A 16,674-nucleotide genomic window follows, 5' to 3' on the forward strand; every position below is an offset into this window, starting at 1 on the left:
GCACGCGTCGTCGCAAATGGACCGGCGGGTTCCCCGCCTCAGGGAACGGCGCTGTAGCGGCTCTCCAGTTCGTCCCAATGATCCTTGGCGACGGCCTTCTGACGTTCATCGAACGTGGCGAGCCGGTGGCTGACGCTGGCGAGCGACCCCTCCCGCTTCAGCGCCTCCAGAACCTCGTAGGAGGCCTTCAGCGCCGCCTGCAAAGCGGCGTTTGCGTAGAGCACCAGCGAGAAGCCCATCTGCCCGAGCTGCTCGCGGCCCGGATCGGGCGTGCGGCCGCCAAAGACGATGTTGGCGATCTGCGGCACGGGAAGTTCGCGCGGGATGCGGGCCAGCTCTTCGACGGTAACGGGCGCTTCCACGAAGGTCATGTCGGCGCCGGCTTCGATGAAGGCATGGGCCCGCTCCATCGCGCGGTCGAAGCCTTCCACCGCGGCGGCGTCGGTGCGGGCGATGATCTGGATGTCGCCATCAACCCTCGCGTCGACGGCCGCCTTGATCTTCTGGACCATTTCGCCGGTCGGGATCACTTCCTTGCCCGAGAAGTGCCCGCACTTTTTGGGAAAGACCTGATCTTCGATCTGGATACCTGCCGCCCCGGCGCGCTCCAGCATGCGGATGGTCCGCACCATGTTGACCGCGTTGCCGAAGCCGGTGTCGGCATCCACGATGATCGGCAGGGAGACGGCGTCCGCGATGGCGGCCGTTGCCTCCGCGACCTCCGTCAGGGTCGTCAGGCCGATGTCCGGCGCACCCAGCGCCATGTTGGCGATGCCGGCACCGCTGACATAGATGGCGTCGAAGCCGAGGTTCTCGATCACCCGTGCGAACATGGCATTCGCCGTGCCGGGCACGGTGATGGCCGCCCTGCGGGCAACCAGGTCTTTTAGAACGAGCGCGGATCGCATCCGTTTCCTCTCGCCGCGGCAGGGGCATTGGCCTTCAGCTAGACCCGGATACTGACGACTGTCAACAGTTTTGGGTTTGGACCGACTGCGCGCGCTTCTTCAATGTCTGCCGGGATGATATGGTGTTTTCAGTAAAAATAATCGGCAGTCCTGTCAGCAGGAGTGCCCTTCAACGCGTGAGGTGCAACCATGGCCACCCGGCCGATCCCGCTTCATTCCGACCCTCAGTCGGGGCCCGGCGCCATTGAGCCCATCGCCTTGACCTCGCTGGCGGAAGAGGCCTTCGTGAAGCTGGTGCAGGTCATCACGTCAGGTCGATACCTGCCGGGGCAGCGCTTGTCCGAATCGGAGCTTGCCCGCCAGCTCGGCATCAGCCGGGGGCCCCTCCGCGAGGCGCTCGGCCGCCTTGAGGGGCGCCTCGTGATGCGCACGCCACGCATCGGCATCCGTGTCATCGACTTCCGTCCGGAAGAAGTGTCGCAGCTTTTCATCGTCCGAGAGGCCCTGGAGGGTATGGCGGCAAGGCTTGCTGCGGAACATATGACCACATCCGAGCTTGCGGCACTGGGCGATCTTCTGGAGGAGCATGGCCGGCAGCAGGATATTTCGTCCGGGCAAGCCTATCACCAGGGTGTCGGCGACGATGACTTCCATTTCGCCATCATCAAGGGTGCCCGTTGTGAGCAGCTGGAGCGCCTTCTTCTGGATGGTCTCTACTATCAGCTCCGCCTGCACCGGCTGCGGGCGAGCGCTCAGCCCGGCCGGGCCAAGGAGGCATTCGGCGAGCATCGGGAAATTCTGGCCGCGCTCCTCAGCCGGAGCCCGGATGCCGCCGAAGGCTGCATGCGGCGGCACATTCGCAATGCGCGCTTGAATGCCCTCTCCTCGATCCAGGCCTCTGCCGCGTCGCCCCGCGAGACGCGGCGACAGCAACGTTCCTATTGAGGGGCGCCTTGCCGCGCGGGGGCGTTGGCGCGCTTCGTACCTTGCAGACAATCCGCCATGGAGAAGCGCTCAAAAACAGCATGATGCAGTCCCGTCTGTCGGCAATTTCGGAAAACTGTTGACAGTTTGAGGGCGGCATGGGACTGACTTGGCCATCCGCACATGGATGCGGCGACAGCAATAATGGTAGCGGCAGCGTTTGCGTGGCTGCGCCGGATCCGTCCCAGGGGGCGGTCGGCGTCCGCGAGTCTCCCATTGAGGGCTCCAGCCACCAAATGTCAGAACAACACGCCGCGCCTACAGGGAGGTGTCGATGGTCTCGCGGCGAACAGTCTTGTTTGGCGGTGCGCTGGCACTGACTGGTGCTGGCCTGGGGCGGGCGCACGCACAGATGCAGCCTATAAAGGTCGGCGTGCTCGAAGACATGTCGGGGGTTTTTTCCGACCTCGGTGGGAATGGCACGACGATCGCGGCCCGGATGGCGGTCGAGGATTTCGGTGGCAAGGTGCTTGGACGCCCCATCGAGATCGTCAGCGGCGATCACCAGAACAAGCCGGACCTCGCCCTTTCCATCGCACGCAAATGGTACGACATCGAAGGGGTCGGCCTCATCACCGGCCTGACCAACAGCGCGGTCGCGCTCGGTGTGCAGAAGCTTGCCGCCGACAAGAACAAGATCAACATCGTCCAGAATGCCTCGACGGATGTCTTGATCGAGCAGGACTGCTCGCCCAACGCCATTGTCTGGAACTGGACGGCGCGCACCATCGTCCGGCTTACGGTCGAGATGGCAATGAAGACCAGCGGAAAGACCTGGTACTTCATCGTCTCCGACTATGCGGGCGGCCGCATCATGGAGGACGAGGCCTCCCCTTTGATCAAGGCTGCGGGCGGCGCCGTGCTGGGAACCTCACGCCCGCCGGTGGGCGAGGCCGATTTCGCGTCCCATCTGCTCACCGCCCAGGCTTCCAAGGCGGAAGTTCTCGGGGTGGTGACTTTCGGGCAGGACTTCGTGAACCTTCTGCGCCAGTGCGTCGACTTCGGAATTGTGAAGACGATGCGTCCGGTCGCCCCGTTCGCCTTCCACTCCGACCTGAAGGCGGTGGGGCCGCAGGGTATCCAGGGCATGCCGGTCGCCGCGCCCTTCTACTGGGACCTCAATCCGGAGACCCGCGCCTTTTCCGATCGCTTCCGCAAGCTGACGGGCCGCCCGCCGGATGTCGGGCATGCCGGCACCTACAACGCGTTGATCCACTATTTCAAAGGCCTGCAGGCCGCCAATACGGATCAGACCGCGGACGTGCTCGCCGCCATGCGGAAGATGCCCATCAACGACATGTCCACGAAGGATGGCTTCATCCGCGGGGACGGCATGGTGGTGCGCCAGATCTACCGGTTCGTCGGCAAGACCCCGGCTGAATCGAAGGATCCCTGGGATCTCCTGAAGTTCGTGGACACCGTTTCGAAAGAGGCGGCGTTTCCCGCGCAGAAGGATCCGAAGTGCCGTCTCCTCAAGGTGTGATGGCGGCGCGCAGGTCGTGAGGTTCGATGTCGTCCGGACGTAAGGATGCGCGGGCGGCGGGCAGGGGTGTGGATCGGGGAGTAGGGCTTTGGCCGCGCAGCGTTCCATTCCGGCAGTTTTCATGCGTGGCGGCACGAGCAAGGCGCTCATGTTCCACGCGCGCGATCTGCCTCCTGATCGGGCGACGTGGGACGAAGTGTTCGCGGCGGCCATGGGGAGTCCGGATCCCTACGGACGGCAGTTGGACGGAATGGGGGGAGGTCTCTCCTCCCTTTCCAAGGTCTGCGTGGTCGGGCCCTCCCAGCGGCCGGACGCGGATGTCGACTACACGTTCGCGCAGGTCGCGATCGGCGCGTCGCGCGTCGATTACAGCGGCAATTGCGGGAACATGACTTCGGCCGTCGGGCCATTCGCTCTGGACGAGATGATGCTCGCCCCGCAGGAAGGCGGCGAGGCGCGGGTTCGCATCTTCAACACCAACACCAGCAAGCTCATCCATGCGACCTTTCCCGTCGAGGACGGGTGTGCGCGGTTCGACGGCGACCTGGCCATTCCCGGTGTGAGCGGGACGGGCGCTCCCATCCGGCTGGATTTCATCGATCCGGGCGGGGCGTCGACCGGTAGGCTGCTCCCCACCGGAGCCGTGCGCGACGTGCTGGATGTGCCGGGCCTGGGACGCATCGAGGTCTCCATGGTGGACGCGGCCAATGCGGCCGTCTTCGTGCGGGCTGAAGACGTGGGCCTCACGGGCCACGAGGCGCCCCAGGAGCTGGACGCACGCGCCGACATTCTTGCCCGGCTCGATGCCATCCGCTGTACGGCATCGGTCGCAATGGGCATCGCGCCGGATGTGGAAGCCGCGCGGCGGATACCCGTCATCCCCTTCATCTGTTTCGTCGCATCCGCGAAGGCCGGCGACGAAGGCGATCTCGTCATCCGAGCCATCTCCAACGGCCAGCCGCACCGGGCGCTGCCGCTCACCATTTCGCTCTGCGCGGCGGCGGCGGCGCAGATGGAGGGATCGGTCGTCGCCGAATGCCGCCGGCCGGAACGGTCCGCCGGACCCATGCGGCTGGCGATGCCCGCCGGTGTGCTGACGGTCGATGCCGACGTGGTGCCGACACCGGACGGCTGGCAGGTGCGCAGCGGCAGTTTCTACCGGACCGCGCGGCGATTGTTCGACGGCCGGGTCTGGGTGCCCTGGCACATCGGCATGGCAGCCGGAGGCCGGGTTTGAATCGCGCTCACGCTGGAGCGAAGGCCCGCGAGCTGAGATCTGACAAGGGGTATCGATGAACGAGAAGAGCCCTCATCCCAAGAGCAGCGTCCCCAATCCTTTCCGGGTGGCAATCCTCGATGACTACCAGGGCGTGGCGGCGCGATTCTGGCCCCATGGCGCCATTGCCGGCGTGGAGACGGTTGCGTTCTCGGATCACGTGGCGACGTCCGAGGATCTGGTCCGGCGCCTGCGTGGCTTCCATGCGGTCATGCGCATCCGCGAGCGGACGGCGTTTCCGGCGGAGGTCATCAACGCCTTGCCCGATCTGAAGGTGATCCTGGCCACAGGCATGCGCAATGCCCGCTCCATCGACCTTGCCGCCGCCGACGCGCGGGGCATCTTCGTGTGCGCGACGGATGCCCTGCACCAGACCACCGTGGAGGTGACCTGGGCGCTGATCTTCTCGCTGACGCGCCACATGCCCCAGGAGACGGCCTCGCTGCGCGCGGGCGGCTGGCAGATCGGTCTCGGGCGCAACCTCGCGGGGCTCACCCTTGGCATCGTCGGCCTGGGCAACATGGGCATTCCCGTCTCCCGCATCGGCCAGATCCTGGGAATGAAGGTCGTAGCCTGGAGCCCCAACCTGACACCCGAGCGCACCGCGCCCCATGGGGTGAAGTGCGTGTCAAAGTCCGATCTGTTCCGTCTGTCCGACGTGATCACGATCCACATGCCGTTGACGGATGCGACGCTCGGCCTTGTCGGCGACGCGGAGCTTGCGGCGATGAAGAGGGATGCCGTCATCATCAACACGGCACGTCCCCAGATCGTCAACGAGGAGGCGCTTGTCCGCGCTCTCGTGGAGCGACGGATCGGCGGTGCGGGTCTCGACGTGTTCGAGATCGAGCCGCTGCCGAAAGATCACCCGTTCAGAACCCTCACGAACGTGGTCGCCACGCCGCACATCGGGTTCGTGACCGAGGCGAACTACGAGATCTTCTACGGGCAGACGATTGAGAACTTACGCGCCTGGCTCGCCGGTGCGCCTATCAACCAGATCACTGCTGCCCGTCCCTTCCTGCCCGACTCGCAGGTGGCACGACAGATGTTCGCAGCGGGTCACGTCTGACCGGCCCCGAAACGCATCCAGGACATCGCCGGAGTTTCGCATGACGCACTACAAGCTCTTCATCAACGGCCAATGGGTCGAGGAACCGGGACAGGAACGCTTTCCCGCCATCAACCCCTACACGCGCGAGGAATGGGCCTCGCTGGCGCAGGCCAGCGACCAGCAGGTCGCGGCCGCCATCGCGGCCGCCCGCACGGCCTTCGAGACCCACTGGTCCAAGACCTCCGGCGCCGAGCGCGCGCGGCTGATGAACAAGCTCGCCGACCTCTTGGCCGCGGACGCGCCGCGCATGGGCCGGCTGGAGAGCACGGACAACGGCAAGGTTATCCGCGAGACGCAGAGCCAGATGCTGTTCGCGGCGCGGCAGTATCGCTTCTTCGCGGGCTATGCGGACAAGCTCTGGGGCAAGACCATCCCGCTCGATCAGCGCGACACGCTCGACTACACGGTGCGCGATCCCATCGGCGTGTGCGTGCTGATCACCGCCTGGAACTCCCCCATGGGGCTCCTGTCCAACAAGCTCGCCCCCGCTCTGGCCGCCGGCAATTGCGTGGTGATCAAGCCCTCCGAGCACGCGTCGGCGACCACGCTGGAGTTCGCCAAGCTGGTGGAGGCCGCAGGCTTTCCGCCCGGCGTCGTCAATGTCGTCACCGGGGATGCGCGGGTCGGCAAGGCGCTGCTGGCCTCGGGGCGGATCGACCGCGTGAGCTTCACGGGCAGCCCCGGCGTGGGGCGCGAGATCGCGGCCGTGGCGGGCCGGGCCCTGGTGCCGGCCACCCTGGAGCTGGGCGGCAAGTCGCCCAACATCATTTTCGACGATGCCGACCTCAAGAAGGCGATCATCGGTGCGCTGGCCGGCATCTTCGCCGCCACCGGCCAGACCTGCATCGCCGGATCGCGCCTGCTGGTTCAGCGCGGCGTCTACAACCAGGTGGTGGAGACGCTGGTGGAGCGCGCAAGCCGCATCCGGCTCGGCGACCCCTGCGATCCCGCGACCGAGATGGGCACCGCGGCCAACGAGCCCCAGTTCGCCCGCATCCTCGGCATGATCGACGCCGCCAAGCGGGACGGTGCGACCCTCGCCGCCGGCGGTGGCGCAGCCGAGGGGCCGGGGCTCGGGAAGGGCTTCTTCGTGCAGCCCACCATCTTCAAGGATGTCCGGAACGACATGACCATCGCCCAGGAGGAGGTGTTCGGCCCCGTCCTGTCGATCCTGCCGTTCGATACCGAGGAAGAGGCAATCGAGATCGGCAACGACACCCGCTACGGCCTCGCGGCCGGCGTGTGGACGGAAAGCCTCCAGCGCGCCATGCGCGTCTCCCGGTCGATCCGGGCCGGCACGGTCTGGGTCAATACGTATCGCGCGGTCGCGGTCCAGGCGCCCTTCGGCGGCTTCAAGGAGAGCGGCTTCGGGCGCGAGCGCGGCGAAGTGGCGCTCGATGAATTCACGAGCATTCGCAACGTGATGATCGATTTTTCCAACGAGGAGCGCGATCCGTTCGCGGTCAAGCTATGATCGAGCACGCTTACGACGTCGTTGTTGTCGGCTGCGGCATTGCGGGCTTGTCCGCCGCTGTCTCCGCCGCGGAGACCGGGCGCCGCGTGGCCGTCCTTGAGCGCTCCTGCATCGAGGAGCGGGGCGGCAACACGCGCTGGACCGAAGCCTTCATGCGCATGAAGAACGAAAACGAGGTCTCCGACGACTTCGAAGAGCACTTCATGCAGAACGCGGGGTGGAACCTCGATCCGTCGCTGATCGCCGAGACCGGCCGTCCCTATGCGGATTGGTCCCCCATCGTGAAGGCGCTCTCCTTCACCGATCCTGAGGTGATCTCGACGCTCGCGCGGGAGGCCGGCCCGACGCTTTCCTGGCTTCGCGGCGCCGGGATCAAATTCTCCGACATGGCGACGTATCTCATCACCTCCTCCACCACCCGCATCTGCCCGGTGGGCGGGGGCCTCGCCTTGGTGGAGGCGCTTGCCGCCACCGCCGAGAAGCTCGGCGTCGACTTCCACTACGAGACCAGCGCGCGCGGCCTCGTGCGGGCCGAGGATGGGTCGGTCGCCGGGATCATGGCGCAGACGGGGGACGGCATGCGCCGCTTCCTCGGCAAGGTGGTGCTCGCCTGCGGCGGGTTCGAGGGCAATTCGGAGATGCAGGCGCGCTATTACGGGGCGCAGGCGCGCTACATCCGCCCCGTTGCCCGGGGCGGCTATTACAATCGCGGCGAGGGCATCAAGATGGCCCTCGAAGCCGGAGCGGCACCCTGCGGCGACTACACCGAGTACCACGCCGAGCCCATTGATCCGCGATCGGGGCAGTCCGAGCCCATCGTCTTTGTGTTTCCCTATGGCATCCTTGTTGATCGCGACGGCCAGCGCTTCGTCGACGAGGCGTCGGGCACCGTGGATACGATCTATGAAAACATCGCACGCCTGATCGGGCGGCTGCCGGGCGGAACCGCCTATGTGATCTGCGACGCGCGGCTGGACGATGTGCCGAATTGGCAGCGCACGGTGCGGAGCGACAAGAAGCCGTTCACGGCGGACACGCTGGAAGGCCTCGCGCTTCAGCTCGACATCCCACCGCAGAAACTGGCAGCGACGGTGGCGGCCTTCAACGCCGCGACGCGGCCGGGCACGTTCAAGCCGCTCGAGTGTGACGGTCTCGCGACCGAGGGCATTTCGCCGCCAAAGTCGAACTGGGCGCTGCCCCTCGCTCAGGGGCCGTTCCGGGCGTGGCCGATCAGTTCGGCCAATTGCTTCACCTTCGGCGGACTGCGCTGCAACGCCAATGCCCAGGTGGTCGACCACGACGGCCAGCCCATCGCCAATCTCTACGCGGCCGGAGAGACCATGGGCATCTATTACGGCCGGTATACCGGGGCAACCTCGGTGCTGCGGGGGGCCGTCTTCGGCCGGATCGCCGGCCGTCACGCCGTCGGCGTGAACTGATCGACCAGCCGGAGACAGGCGCATGCGGCTTGATCAAATGGTCTCCGTTCTGCGGAGCAAGAATGCCGGGCCGCTGGTCCTGACCTTCGACCTCGTCTTTCCCGACGAGGACCGCTTCAACCACGTGGCCGCCGCGGCTGAAACGCTGCGTGCGGAGGTCGCGCGGCGCTATGGCGAAGCGCTGGAGCGGGTCGCCGTCCATATCTACCGTCCGGCGCTGGCCATCAAGATATCGATCCCCCGAAAGGTGATGTCGGGGGATCCCGGCGACCGTGACGTCTACGGCGCCCAACAGCACGCGCCGCTGCTTGGAATCGACTTATGAACGGCATCGGCACCCTTCTTGACGACATCGCGTCCGGCCGTCGGCGCAGCATCCGCATCCTCGGGGCCTCAGGGCAGCTCGGCTATGGCATTCCCGCGGCGGCATTCGAGGCCGGCCTTGCGCGCCGGCCGGACATGATCGGCTGCGACATGGGGTCGATCGACATCGGCCCCGCCTATCTCGGCAGCGGGAAGATGGCCACATCCCGGACCAGTACGAAGCAGGATCTGCGCCGGGTCCTTGGTGGCGCCCGGCAGCTTGGCGTCCCGTTGGTGATCGGCTCTGCCGGATCGGCGGGCGCCGCGCCGCATCTGGAAGGCACGCTGGAGCTGGTGCGGGAGATCGCGGCGGAAGACGGCCTGTCCTTCACGCTTGCGTACATGCCCGCCGACATTTCCCGCTCCGCCGTCAAGGCGGCGTTGCGCGAAGGCCGTATCAGGCCGGTGGATACCATGCCCGACCTCACAGAGGCGGATGTGGACGCCGCCGCTCACATCGTCGGGCAAATGGGTGTGGAGGCCTTTCAGCGCGCCTTGCAGTCCGGCGCCGACGTGATCATTGCCGGCCGCGCATGCGATACCGGAATTTTCTCCGCCTTGCCGATCATGGCCGGCCTTCCGGTGGGGCTGGCGATCCACATGGCGAAAATCGTCGAATGTGCGTCCATTTGCTGCCGTCCCGGCGGGCGCGATGCGATCCTGGCAACGATAGATCGCGATGGGTTCGAGCTTGAGAGCATGAACCCCGAGCGCGCCGCCACCCCGGCCTCCGTGGCCGGTCACAGCCTCTATGAACAGGCAGACCCTTTCACCATCCGCGAGCCGGCCGGGGCGGTCGATCTCTCCAACGCCCGCTTCGAGGCGCTGGACGCGCGGCGCACCCGCGTCTCCGGCGCGGACTTTCGCCCCGCTTCGCGTCAGACCATCAAGCTGGAGGGGGCCGTGTCCGTCGGGTCGCGGGCCGTGCTGCTGTGCGCGGCGGCGGATCCCAACTTCATCCTCCACATCGCGGGGGTCGTGGACCGGATCAAGGAGGTGGTGCGTGACCTCGTGTGCGAGAACGCGCCGGAGGACTACCAGCTCGCGTTCCGCCTCTACGGCATCGACGGCGTCCGTCCGCTCGACGTCGATGGCGCGCCCCCTTCGCCCCATGAAGTCTTCATACTCGGTGAGTGTCTCGCGCCAAACCCGGATCGGGCCATGCAAGTGATGCGGACGACCAAGCAATATCTGCTGCATCTGGGGTTCGAGGGGCGCATGTCGACCGCTGGTAATCTGGCCTTTCCCTTTACGCCCCCGGAGGTCGATCTTGGGCCAGCCTACAGATTCAACATTTATCACATCATGGACGTCGACGATATCGCGGCGCACTTCCCGTTATTTATTGAGGAAATAAAGATATAGGATAGATGGGGGTCGGCATGATCTCCCATCTCGATGCCCATATGGCGCCGACCCAACTCGTGCGCGGCGGGGCCATCTCGGCCGACGATCAAACGGGGGGAACGCGCGCCTGACGGGTCCGTGGCCGCGCGAGCCGTGGCCGCGATCCAGCTTGCCCTTGACGCCACATGGTCCGTTGCGATGACACGGTCCCGCAACCGCCCTATGGTCATCTGCGAATCATGTGGGCGGCGATAGGGGCGGCGATGTCGAGCGTCCGGGTACTGTTACTTTATCCGCGGTTTGCGCAGGACAGCTTCTGGCGCAATCTGGAGCTGGCGCGGCTCAAGGGCGCGCGCTGCATGGCGCCGCCTCTGGGCCTCATCACCGTCGCCGCGCTTCTGCCGGCGCACTGGGAGGCGCGCCTGTGCGACCTGAACGCCCGTGCGCTGGACCCGGCTGATCTCGAGTGGGCAGACGTGGTGTTCGTCAGCGGCATGCTGCCCCAGCGCCAGGAGGCGCTGGCCGCCGTCGCTGCCATGCAGGCGGCGGGCAAGGTGGTGGTGGTGGGCGGACCGGACGTGTCCTCGAGCCCCGAAGCCTATGCGGCCGCCGACTTCCGTGTCCTCGGCGAGGCGGAGGCGACGCTCTCCGCCTTCGTCGAAGCCTGGGAGAGCGGTGCCCGCTCCGGCCTTATCACCACGCCCGAAGAGCGGCCGGCCGTGACCCAAACGCCGGTGCCGCGCTTCGATCTGCTCCACCTGCCGGACTATCTGTTCGTGGGCGTGCAGTTCTCGCGCGGTTGCCCCTTCACCTGCGAGTTCTGCGACATCATCGAGCTGTACGGCCGGGTGCCGCGCACCAAGACGGCGGCGCAGATGCTGGCGGAGCTGGATGCGCTTTACGCGCTCGGCTATCGCGGCCATGTGGATTTCGTCGATGACAATCTCATCGGCAACAAGAAGGCGGTGAAGGCCTTCCTGCCGCACCTGATCGAATGGCAGCGGGCGCACGGCCACCCGTTCCATTTCTCCACCGAGGCCTCGCTCAACCTCGCGGACGATAGCGCGCTGCTGGATCAGATGGCTGAGGCCGGATTCTATCTGGTGTTCGTGGGCATCGAGAGCCCCGATCCCGAGGTCCTGCGCTCCACGCAGAAGAAGCAGAACACCAAGCGCGACATCGCCGCCAGCGTCCACCGGATCTATGCCGCCGGCATCGTGGTGATCGCGGGCTTCATCGTCGGCTTCGACAATGAGTCCCCCGACGCGGCGGACGCCATGGCGGAACTGATCGAGGAGGCGGCCATCCCGGTGGTTTCGCTGGGCCTGCTCTACGCGCTTCCCGATACCCAGCTCTCCCGCCGGCTTGAGCGGGAAGGGCGGATGTTCCCGATCAAGGAAGAGGACTTCCGCCACGGGGACCAGACCGGCGCCGGCCTCAATTTCGCGACGCTGGAGCCGCGCATCGACGTGCTGCGGCGCTACCGCGAGGTCTATGCCCGGGTCTATGCCCCGCGCGCCTTCTTCGGCCGCATCCGCCGGCTTTCTGAACTCGTCGGGCGGCAGGAAGGGGCGGTCGCCGCGACCAAGCCGCCCGCCGCGACCGAGCCGCCGGCCCCGCCGGCGCCCATCGACGTCAGGCAGATGGTCGCCGATCTCGGACGGCTGTTCGGCGTGCTCGCCACCGTCACCTGGCGCCATCCGCGGGCGGCGGTGCACATCTGGCCGGTGGCGTTGCGCGGGCTCAAGCGGCTGGACAGGCTGGAGCAATTGCTCTCGCTGGCGCTGTTCTACATGCATCTCGGCCCCTTCTCCCGGAAGGTGGTGCGCGACGTCTCGCGGCAGATCGCCGAGATCGAGGCGGGCCGCTGGACCGATCCCCGGGTGAAGGCGGATGGGCGGCCGCAAGAGGGGGCATCCCCCATGCGCGCGGCAGAGTGAGGCCCGGCAGAGTGAGGCGCGGCGGAGTGAGGCGCCCCGTGGAGCTTTACTGTTGACGTCGCGCGCGCCTTGGGTTCAATCCGCCCCGGCGTCCGTTCGGCGGGCGCCGTTTCTTCCGGATCGGTCCTTCCCCATGCGCTGCCTTCGTTTCCTTGCGGTCCCGCTGCTCGCCGTTCTGGGCGGTTTCCTTGTTGCCGGCGGGCCGAATGCCGCCCAGGCCGCGGGCTGCACGGCGCGGCCCTCGCCGGCGCTGTCCATGCCTGCCGGCGTCAAGGCGCTCAGGGAGGGCCAGCCGCTGCGCATCCTCGCCATCGGCTCCTCCACGACGGCAGGCGTGGGCGCATCGAGCGGCGACACCAACTATCCGAGCCAGCTCGCCCGCCGCCTGACAGCGGCACTGGGCGAAGGGCGGGTCGCCATGGTGAATGCCGGCGTCTCGGGAGAGACCGGGCCGTCCACGCTGGCGCGCCTCAAGTCGCTCGTTCAGACCCAGCCGGCGCCTCAACTGGTGCTGTGGCAGGTGGGGACGAACGACGTGATCTTCGGTGGCGATCCGACACGGCTGCGCGCCACGGTCGCCGATGGCCTCGCCGCCATCGCGGCATCGGGCGCGGCGGTGGTGGTCATCGACCAGCAGTATTTCCCCGGCATCAACGATCTCGCCCGCTATGAGACGTTCGTCGCGGCGGTGAATGCGGCGGCCTCGGCGCGCGGCGTGCCGCTGCTGCGCCGCTACGCCATGATGAAGCAGTGGGCCGCGGAAGACCCGAAGGGGTTCCGCGGCACCCTGTCGTGGGACAGCTTTCACATGAATGACGCCGGCTACGCCTGCCTCGCCGATGCTTTGGCGCCCGCCATCATCGCGGCGGCGAAGCAGGGCGGTGGCAGCGGCACGGCTTCGGCCAAGCCGGCGCGCTGAACCGGCGCGCTGAGCCTCAGGCCGCCGCCGCGCCGGTCCGCGTGAGCCAGTCGCGCATGGCCGTCATGTCGGTGGGCGTGAGGCCATGGCCGCCCGGCAGCGTGCGGTGCTCCACGCGGGCGCCCCGCTCATTGAGCTGGACAGCCAGCCGGGCCGCGTTGTTCGCGGGCACGATGGGGTCGGCGGCGCCCGAGAGCATCAGCACCGGCGTTCCCGGAAGGGTGCCCGCCGGCGGGTTGGCCAGCGGCACCATGGCCCGCAGCAGGGCCGCGCCGGAGAGCACGTCCGGACGCAGCATCAGCACGGCCGCGGCGATGTTGGCGCCGTTGGAGAAGCCCACCGCTACGGGGGCGGCAAGGCCATAGGCGGCGCGCGCCTCGCCGATGAAATCGGCCAGCTCGTGGGCGCGCCGCACCACGTCCTCCTCGTCGAACACGCCTTCCGCCAGCCGGCGGAAGAAACGCGGCATTCCGCCTTCGCTGATCTTGCCGCGGGGCGACAGCAACGCCGCGCCGGGCGAGAGCATCCGGCCGAGGGGGATGAGATCATTCTCGTCCCCGCCGGTGCCGTGGAGCAGCAGCAGCGGCGCCGCAGCCGGATCGGTGGCAGGCACGAAGCGGTGGGTGAAGGAGAGGGCGCTCCGCGCGGGGGCGGCAAGCGCATCAGGAACGGTGGTCATTGGGGCAGTTCCTTTCCGGCCCGGCCGCTGGCGCGGCCGGGCGATGATGGGGTGTCGGGCCTGTCCGCTCACGCGACCTGCGGCAGGACCCGCTCGATCTCGGCGCGGTGCGCCTCGTACTGGGCCGGCAGTTTCAGCGCCTCGCCGAGATGCTCGGGCGCCTCGTCCACGGCGAAGCCGGGATCGTCGGTGGCGATCTCGAACAGCACGCCGCCGGGCTCGCGGAAGTAGACGGAGCGGAAGTAGTTCCGGTCCCGCTGCTCGGTGACGTGGCGGCCGTGGCGGGCCGTCAGCTTCTCCACCATCTCGGCCTGCGCCGCGTCGTCAGTGGCGCGGAAGGCGATGTGGTGGACGCTGCCGCGTCCCTGCCGGCCGGAGAGGAAGCCGCCGGCCTCGCGGATGTCCACGATGCCGCCGACCGCAACCCCCGGCGCCCGGTAGCGGATGCGGGTGCCATCGCGCCCGGCCTCCTCGAAGCCGAACACGTCGGTGAGGATGTCCGCGGTGGCGCCGGCCTCCTTCAGCAGGAGGGTCACGGAATGCATGCCGCGGATGGCGTGCGCCTCCGGCACCTCGCCGCCGGCCCAGGCGGGCTCGGCCTCGATGCCGGGGACGCCGACGAGGGCGATGCGCATCCCGTCCGGGTCCTTGAAGGCGATCACCGTCTCACCGAAGCGCTTCTCCGGCAGGTCGGGCGAAAGGCCGGCGGTGATCAGGCGCTCGGTCCAGTAGCTCACCGCCGCCTCCGGGATGCGGAACGCGGTCTCCTGCGTCTCGCCCACGCCCGCCCGGCCGGTGCCGGCGGCTTCCCAGGGGAAGAAGGTGAGGATGGAGCCGGGCGAGCCGGCGGCGTCGCCGAAATAGAAGTGATAGGTGCCGGGATCGTCGAAATTGACGGTCTTCTTCACCAGCCGCAGCCCGAGGGTGCGGGTGTAGAAGTCCAGATTGCGACGGGCCGGGCCGGCGATGGCGGTGACGTGGTGAAGTCCGATGCTGCGCATGGTCTGCTCCTTGATCCTCTGGGCGGCACCGTGGCCGCCGTTGAGATCAATCTATGCAAGCATTGATGGAATGAAAGTGGATATTCATTGCATTCGTGCAATCTGAGAATGCGAGGAGTTTGGGCGGTCCCAGCGCGCTATCGTGCGAATTGCGAGGACAGGATTGCGTGGCGGTATGATCGTGGCGCGTCGCCCGGGCGCCTGTGGCAAAAATGCTTTTACCTCACGGAAATGCGCATGAATCCTTGGCTTGTCCGGCGCGCGGAATCCCCTTCCAGCACCCGCAATGGTAAGGATCGCTGCATGGGCAAGGGGCGGGGCCTTGCCAGCACAAGCCGGATGGTCAGGCATGCTGGTGAAGCGGTACAATACTCGGGTTGCGGACCCGAGCAGGGGTAGCTTGGGGGCGAGGGCGTCCGTGCGCGGCATCGTGCTGGCTGTGGCGCTGAGCGTGCTGGCGGGACCCGCGTTGGCAGCGCAGCAGACCGTGCTGGCGGACTCCGACCCTGAATTCAATACCCTGTTCGACCAGTCCATGAAGCGTCCGGCGGACGTGGAGCTGGCCTTCCGCCTTGCCCGGCGCGCGGTTGAGGTGGGCGACTACGAGGCCGCCATCGGCGTCTACGAGCGCATCCTCTTCTACAATCCCAAGCTGGTGCGCGTGCGCCTCGAGCTGGCGCGGCTCTATTACCGGCTCGGCTCCTATGAATCCGCGCGCGCCTATTTCGAGCCCATCGCCCAGTCGCCGGAACTGACCGGGCAGGAGCGGGACAACATCGCCGCCTATCTGGTGGAGATCGACCGCCGCCTCTCCACCAACCAGTGGAGCGTCTACGGGCAGGTAGGCGTGCGCTACCAGTCCAACGCCAATTACGGCCCCTCCAGCCGCCTCGTGATCGGGCAGGACGTGGGCGCTCTGCTGCCGCCGAGCGCGGCCGCGCAGGCGGACGGCAACGCCTTCGCGCTCGCCTCCATCCGCCACGTCTATGACTTCGGCAACCAGCGCGGCGATGTCTGGGAAACCAACCTCAATCTCTATTATTCGCAGCAGTTCCAGCTGCAGCAGCTGAACCTGGGCTTTGCCGAATTCAACACCGGTCCGCGCTTCGCGCTGGCGCCGGACGCACTGCCGGGCTCGTCCATCCGCGCCTATGTGCTCGCCGGCGGCGTGGCGCTGGGCGGCAGCGGCTATCTCGGCACCTACGGCGCTGGCGTCTCGCTCTATCTGCCGTTCAGTGCCTGGTTCGGGCTGGAGCCCTTCGCGGAGATCCGCCAGCGCGACTACCAGTCGTCGCAGGATTATCCCACCGCCTCCTTCCAGAGCGGCGAGATGTGGACGGTGGGCGGCAACGCCTTCGGCCGCATCACCGACGACTGGCGCTGGCGCGCGCGGCTCTCCTACAACGACGCCTCGGGCGACCTGCCCTGGTACTCCTACAACACCTTCGCGGTGGACCTCGCGCTGCCGTTCGAGTTCCAGGGCCTGTGGGGCGTGAAGCGCTGGATCGTCATCCCGAGCGTCGGCTACACGCGCTACAATTATGATGCGCCCAACCCGTTCATCACCCGGTTCATCACGGAACAGGACAACCAGTACCGGGTCGGCCTCGCGCTGGACTTTCCGGTCCACGAGCAGTGGGGGCTGCTGACGCAGGTCCAGTACAGCTGGTCCACCTCGACCTTGCCGAACTATGCGTTCGACAATTTCAGCGTTTCCATCGGCCCGAACGTGCGGTTCTGAGGAGCA

General features: G+C 67.2%; 14 protein-coding genes. 11 read left to right on the plus strand and 3 right to left on the minus strand.

The features are described from left to right. Nucleotides 1-38: 38 nt before the first annotated feature. On the minus strand, nt 39-908 hold the full coding sequence (locus tag ACE3QW_RS22755) for an oxaloacetate decarboxylase (RefSeq protein WP_374254207.1): 870 nt from the start codon (nt 906-908) through the stop codon (nt 39-41). A gap of 189 nt (nt 909-1,097) precedes the next feature. On the opposite strand from ACE3QW_RS22755, the gene ACE3QW_RS22760 reads away from it, so the two are divergent. From ACE3QW_RS22760 to ACE3QW_RS22805, 10 genes are all read left to right on the plus strand, one after another. Continuing rightward, nucleotides 1,098-1,853 (plus strand): GntR family transcriptional regulator, encoded by a 756-nt coding sequence (locus ACE3QW_RS22760; RefSeq protein ID WP_374254209.1) that lies wholly within the window; start codon nt 1,098-1,100, stop codon nt 1,851-1,853. 313 nt (nt 1,854-2,166) lie between these two features. Continuing rightward, entirely contained in the window at nt 2,167-3,375 is a 1,209-nt protein-coding gene (locus tag ACE3QW_RS22765) for an ABC transporter substrate-binding protein (RefSeq protein WP_029558084.1), read from the plus strand. Between the two features lie 88 nt (nt 3,376-3,463). Further along, nucleotides 3,464-4,612 carry a 2-methylaconitate cis-trans isomerase PrpF family protein gene (locus ACE3QW_RS22770; RefSeq protein ID WP_374254211.1) on the plus strand — a complete coding sequence of 383 codons (1,149 nt, stop codon included), beginning with the start codon at nt 3,464-3,466 and terminating at the stop codon, nt 4,610-4,612. A 55-nt stretch (nt 4,613-4,667) separates the two neighbouring features. After that, nucleotides 4,668-5,723 carry a D-2-hydroxyacid dehydrogenase family protein gene (locus ACE3QW_RS22775; protein WP_374254213.1) on the plus strand — a complete coding sequence of 352 codons (1,056 nt, stop codon included), beginning with the start codon at nt 4,668-4,670 and terminating at the stop codon, nt 5,721-5,723. A gap of 40 nt (nt 5,724-5,763) precedes the next feature. Then, entirely contained in the window at nt 5,764-7,239 is a 1,476-nt protein-coding gene (locus ACE3QW_RS22780) for an aldehyde dehydrogenase (protein ID WP_374254215.1), read from the plus strand. Continuing rightward, nucleotides 7,236-8,678, plus strand: coding sequence for an FAD-dependent oxidoreductase (locus ACE3QW_RS22785; protein ID WP_374254217.1), 1,443 nt, complete (start codon nt 7,236-7,238; stop codon nt 8,676-8,678). Before ACE3QW_RS22780 ends, ACE3QW_RS22785 begins: the two co-directional genes overlap by 4 nt. Nucleotides 8,679-8,700: 22 nt before the next feature. Next, nucleotides 8,701-9,003, plus strand: coding sequence for a DUF4387 domain-containing protein (locus tag ACE3QW_RS22790; RefSeq protein WP_029558089.1), 303 nt, complete (start codon nt 8,701-8,703; stop codon nt 9,001-9,003). Continuing rightward, on the plus strand, nt 9,000-10,406 hold the full coding sequence (locus ACE3QW_RS22795) for an acyclic terpene utilization AtuA family protein (protein ID WP_374254219.1): 1,407 nt from the start codon (nt 9,000-9,002) through the stop codon (nt 10,404-10,406). The genes ACE3QW_RS22790 and ACE3QW_RS22795 overlap by 4 nt, the downstream gene beginning before the upstream one ends. Before the next feature lie 245 nt (nt 10,407-10,651). Next, nucleotides 10,652-12,328 carry a radical SAM protein gene (locus tag ACE3QW_RS22800; RefSeq protein WP_374254221.1) on the plus strand — a complete coding sequence of 559 codons (1,677 nt, stop codon included), beginning with the start codon at nt 10,652-10,654 and terminating at the stop codon, nt 12,326-12,328. Nucleotides 12,329-12,461: 133 nt separating this feature from the next. Beyond that, the gene (locus ACE3QW_RS22805; RefSeq protein WP_374254223.1) at nt 12,462-13,247 is read left to right on the plus strand and encodes an SGNH/GDSL hydrolase family protein; all 786 of its coding nucleotides are present in this window, start codon (nt 12,462-12,464) and stop codon (nt 13,245-13,247) included. Nucleotides 13,248-13,263: 16 nt separating this feature from the next. Here ACE3QW_RS22805 and ACE3QW_RS22810 read toward each other — a convergent pair whose 3' ends face one another. Both ACE3QW_RS22810 and ACE3QW_RS22815 read right to left on the minus strand, forming a co-directional pair. Beyond that, on the minus strand, nt 13,264-13,926 hold the full coding sequence (locus tag ACE3QW_RS22810; protein ID WP_374254225.1) for an alpha/beta hydrolase: 663 nt from the start codon (nt 13,924-13,926) through the stop codon (nt 13,264-13,266). A gap of 68 nt (nt 13,927-13,994) precedes the next feature. After that, complete coding sequence (locus tag ACE3QW_RS22815; RefSeq protein WP_374254227.1) at nt 13,995-14,927, minus strand: ring-cleaving dioxygenase; 933 nt, start codon at nt 14,925-14,927, stop codon at nt 13,995-13,997. A 418-nt stretch (nt 14,928-15,345) separates the two neighbouring features. On the opposite strand from ACE3QW_RS22815, the gene ACE3QW_RS22820 reads away from it, so the two are divergent. After that, the gene (locus tag ACE3QW_RS22820) at nt 15,346-16,668 is read left to right on the plus strand and encodes a tetratricopeptide repeat protein (protein ID WP_374254228.1); all 1,323 of its coding nucleotides are present in this window, start codon (nt 15,346-15,348) and stop codon (nt 16,666-16,668) included. Nucleotides 16,669-16,674 lie beyond the last annotated feature (6 nt).

Origin of the sequence: Xanthobacter sp. (genome assembly GCF_041911315.1) — a bacterium.
Classification (GTDB): Bacteria; Pseudomonadota; Alphaproteobacteria; order Rhizobiales; family Xanthobacteraceae; genus Xanthobacter; species Xanthobacter aminoxidans.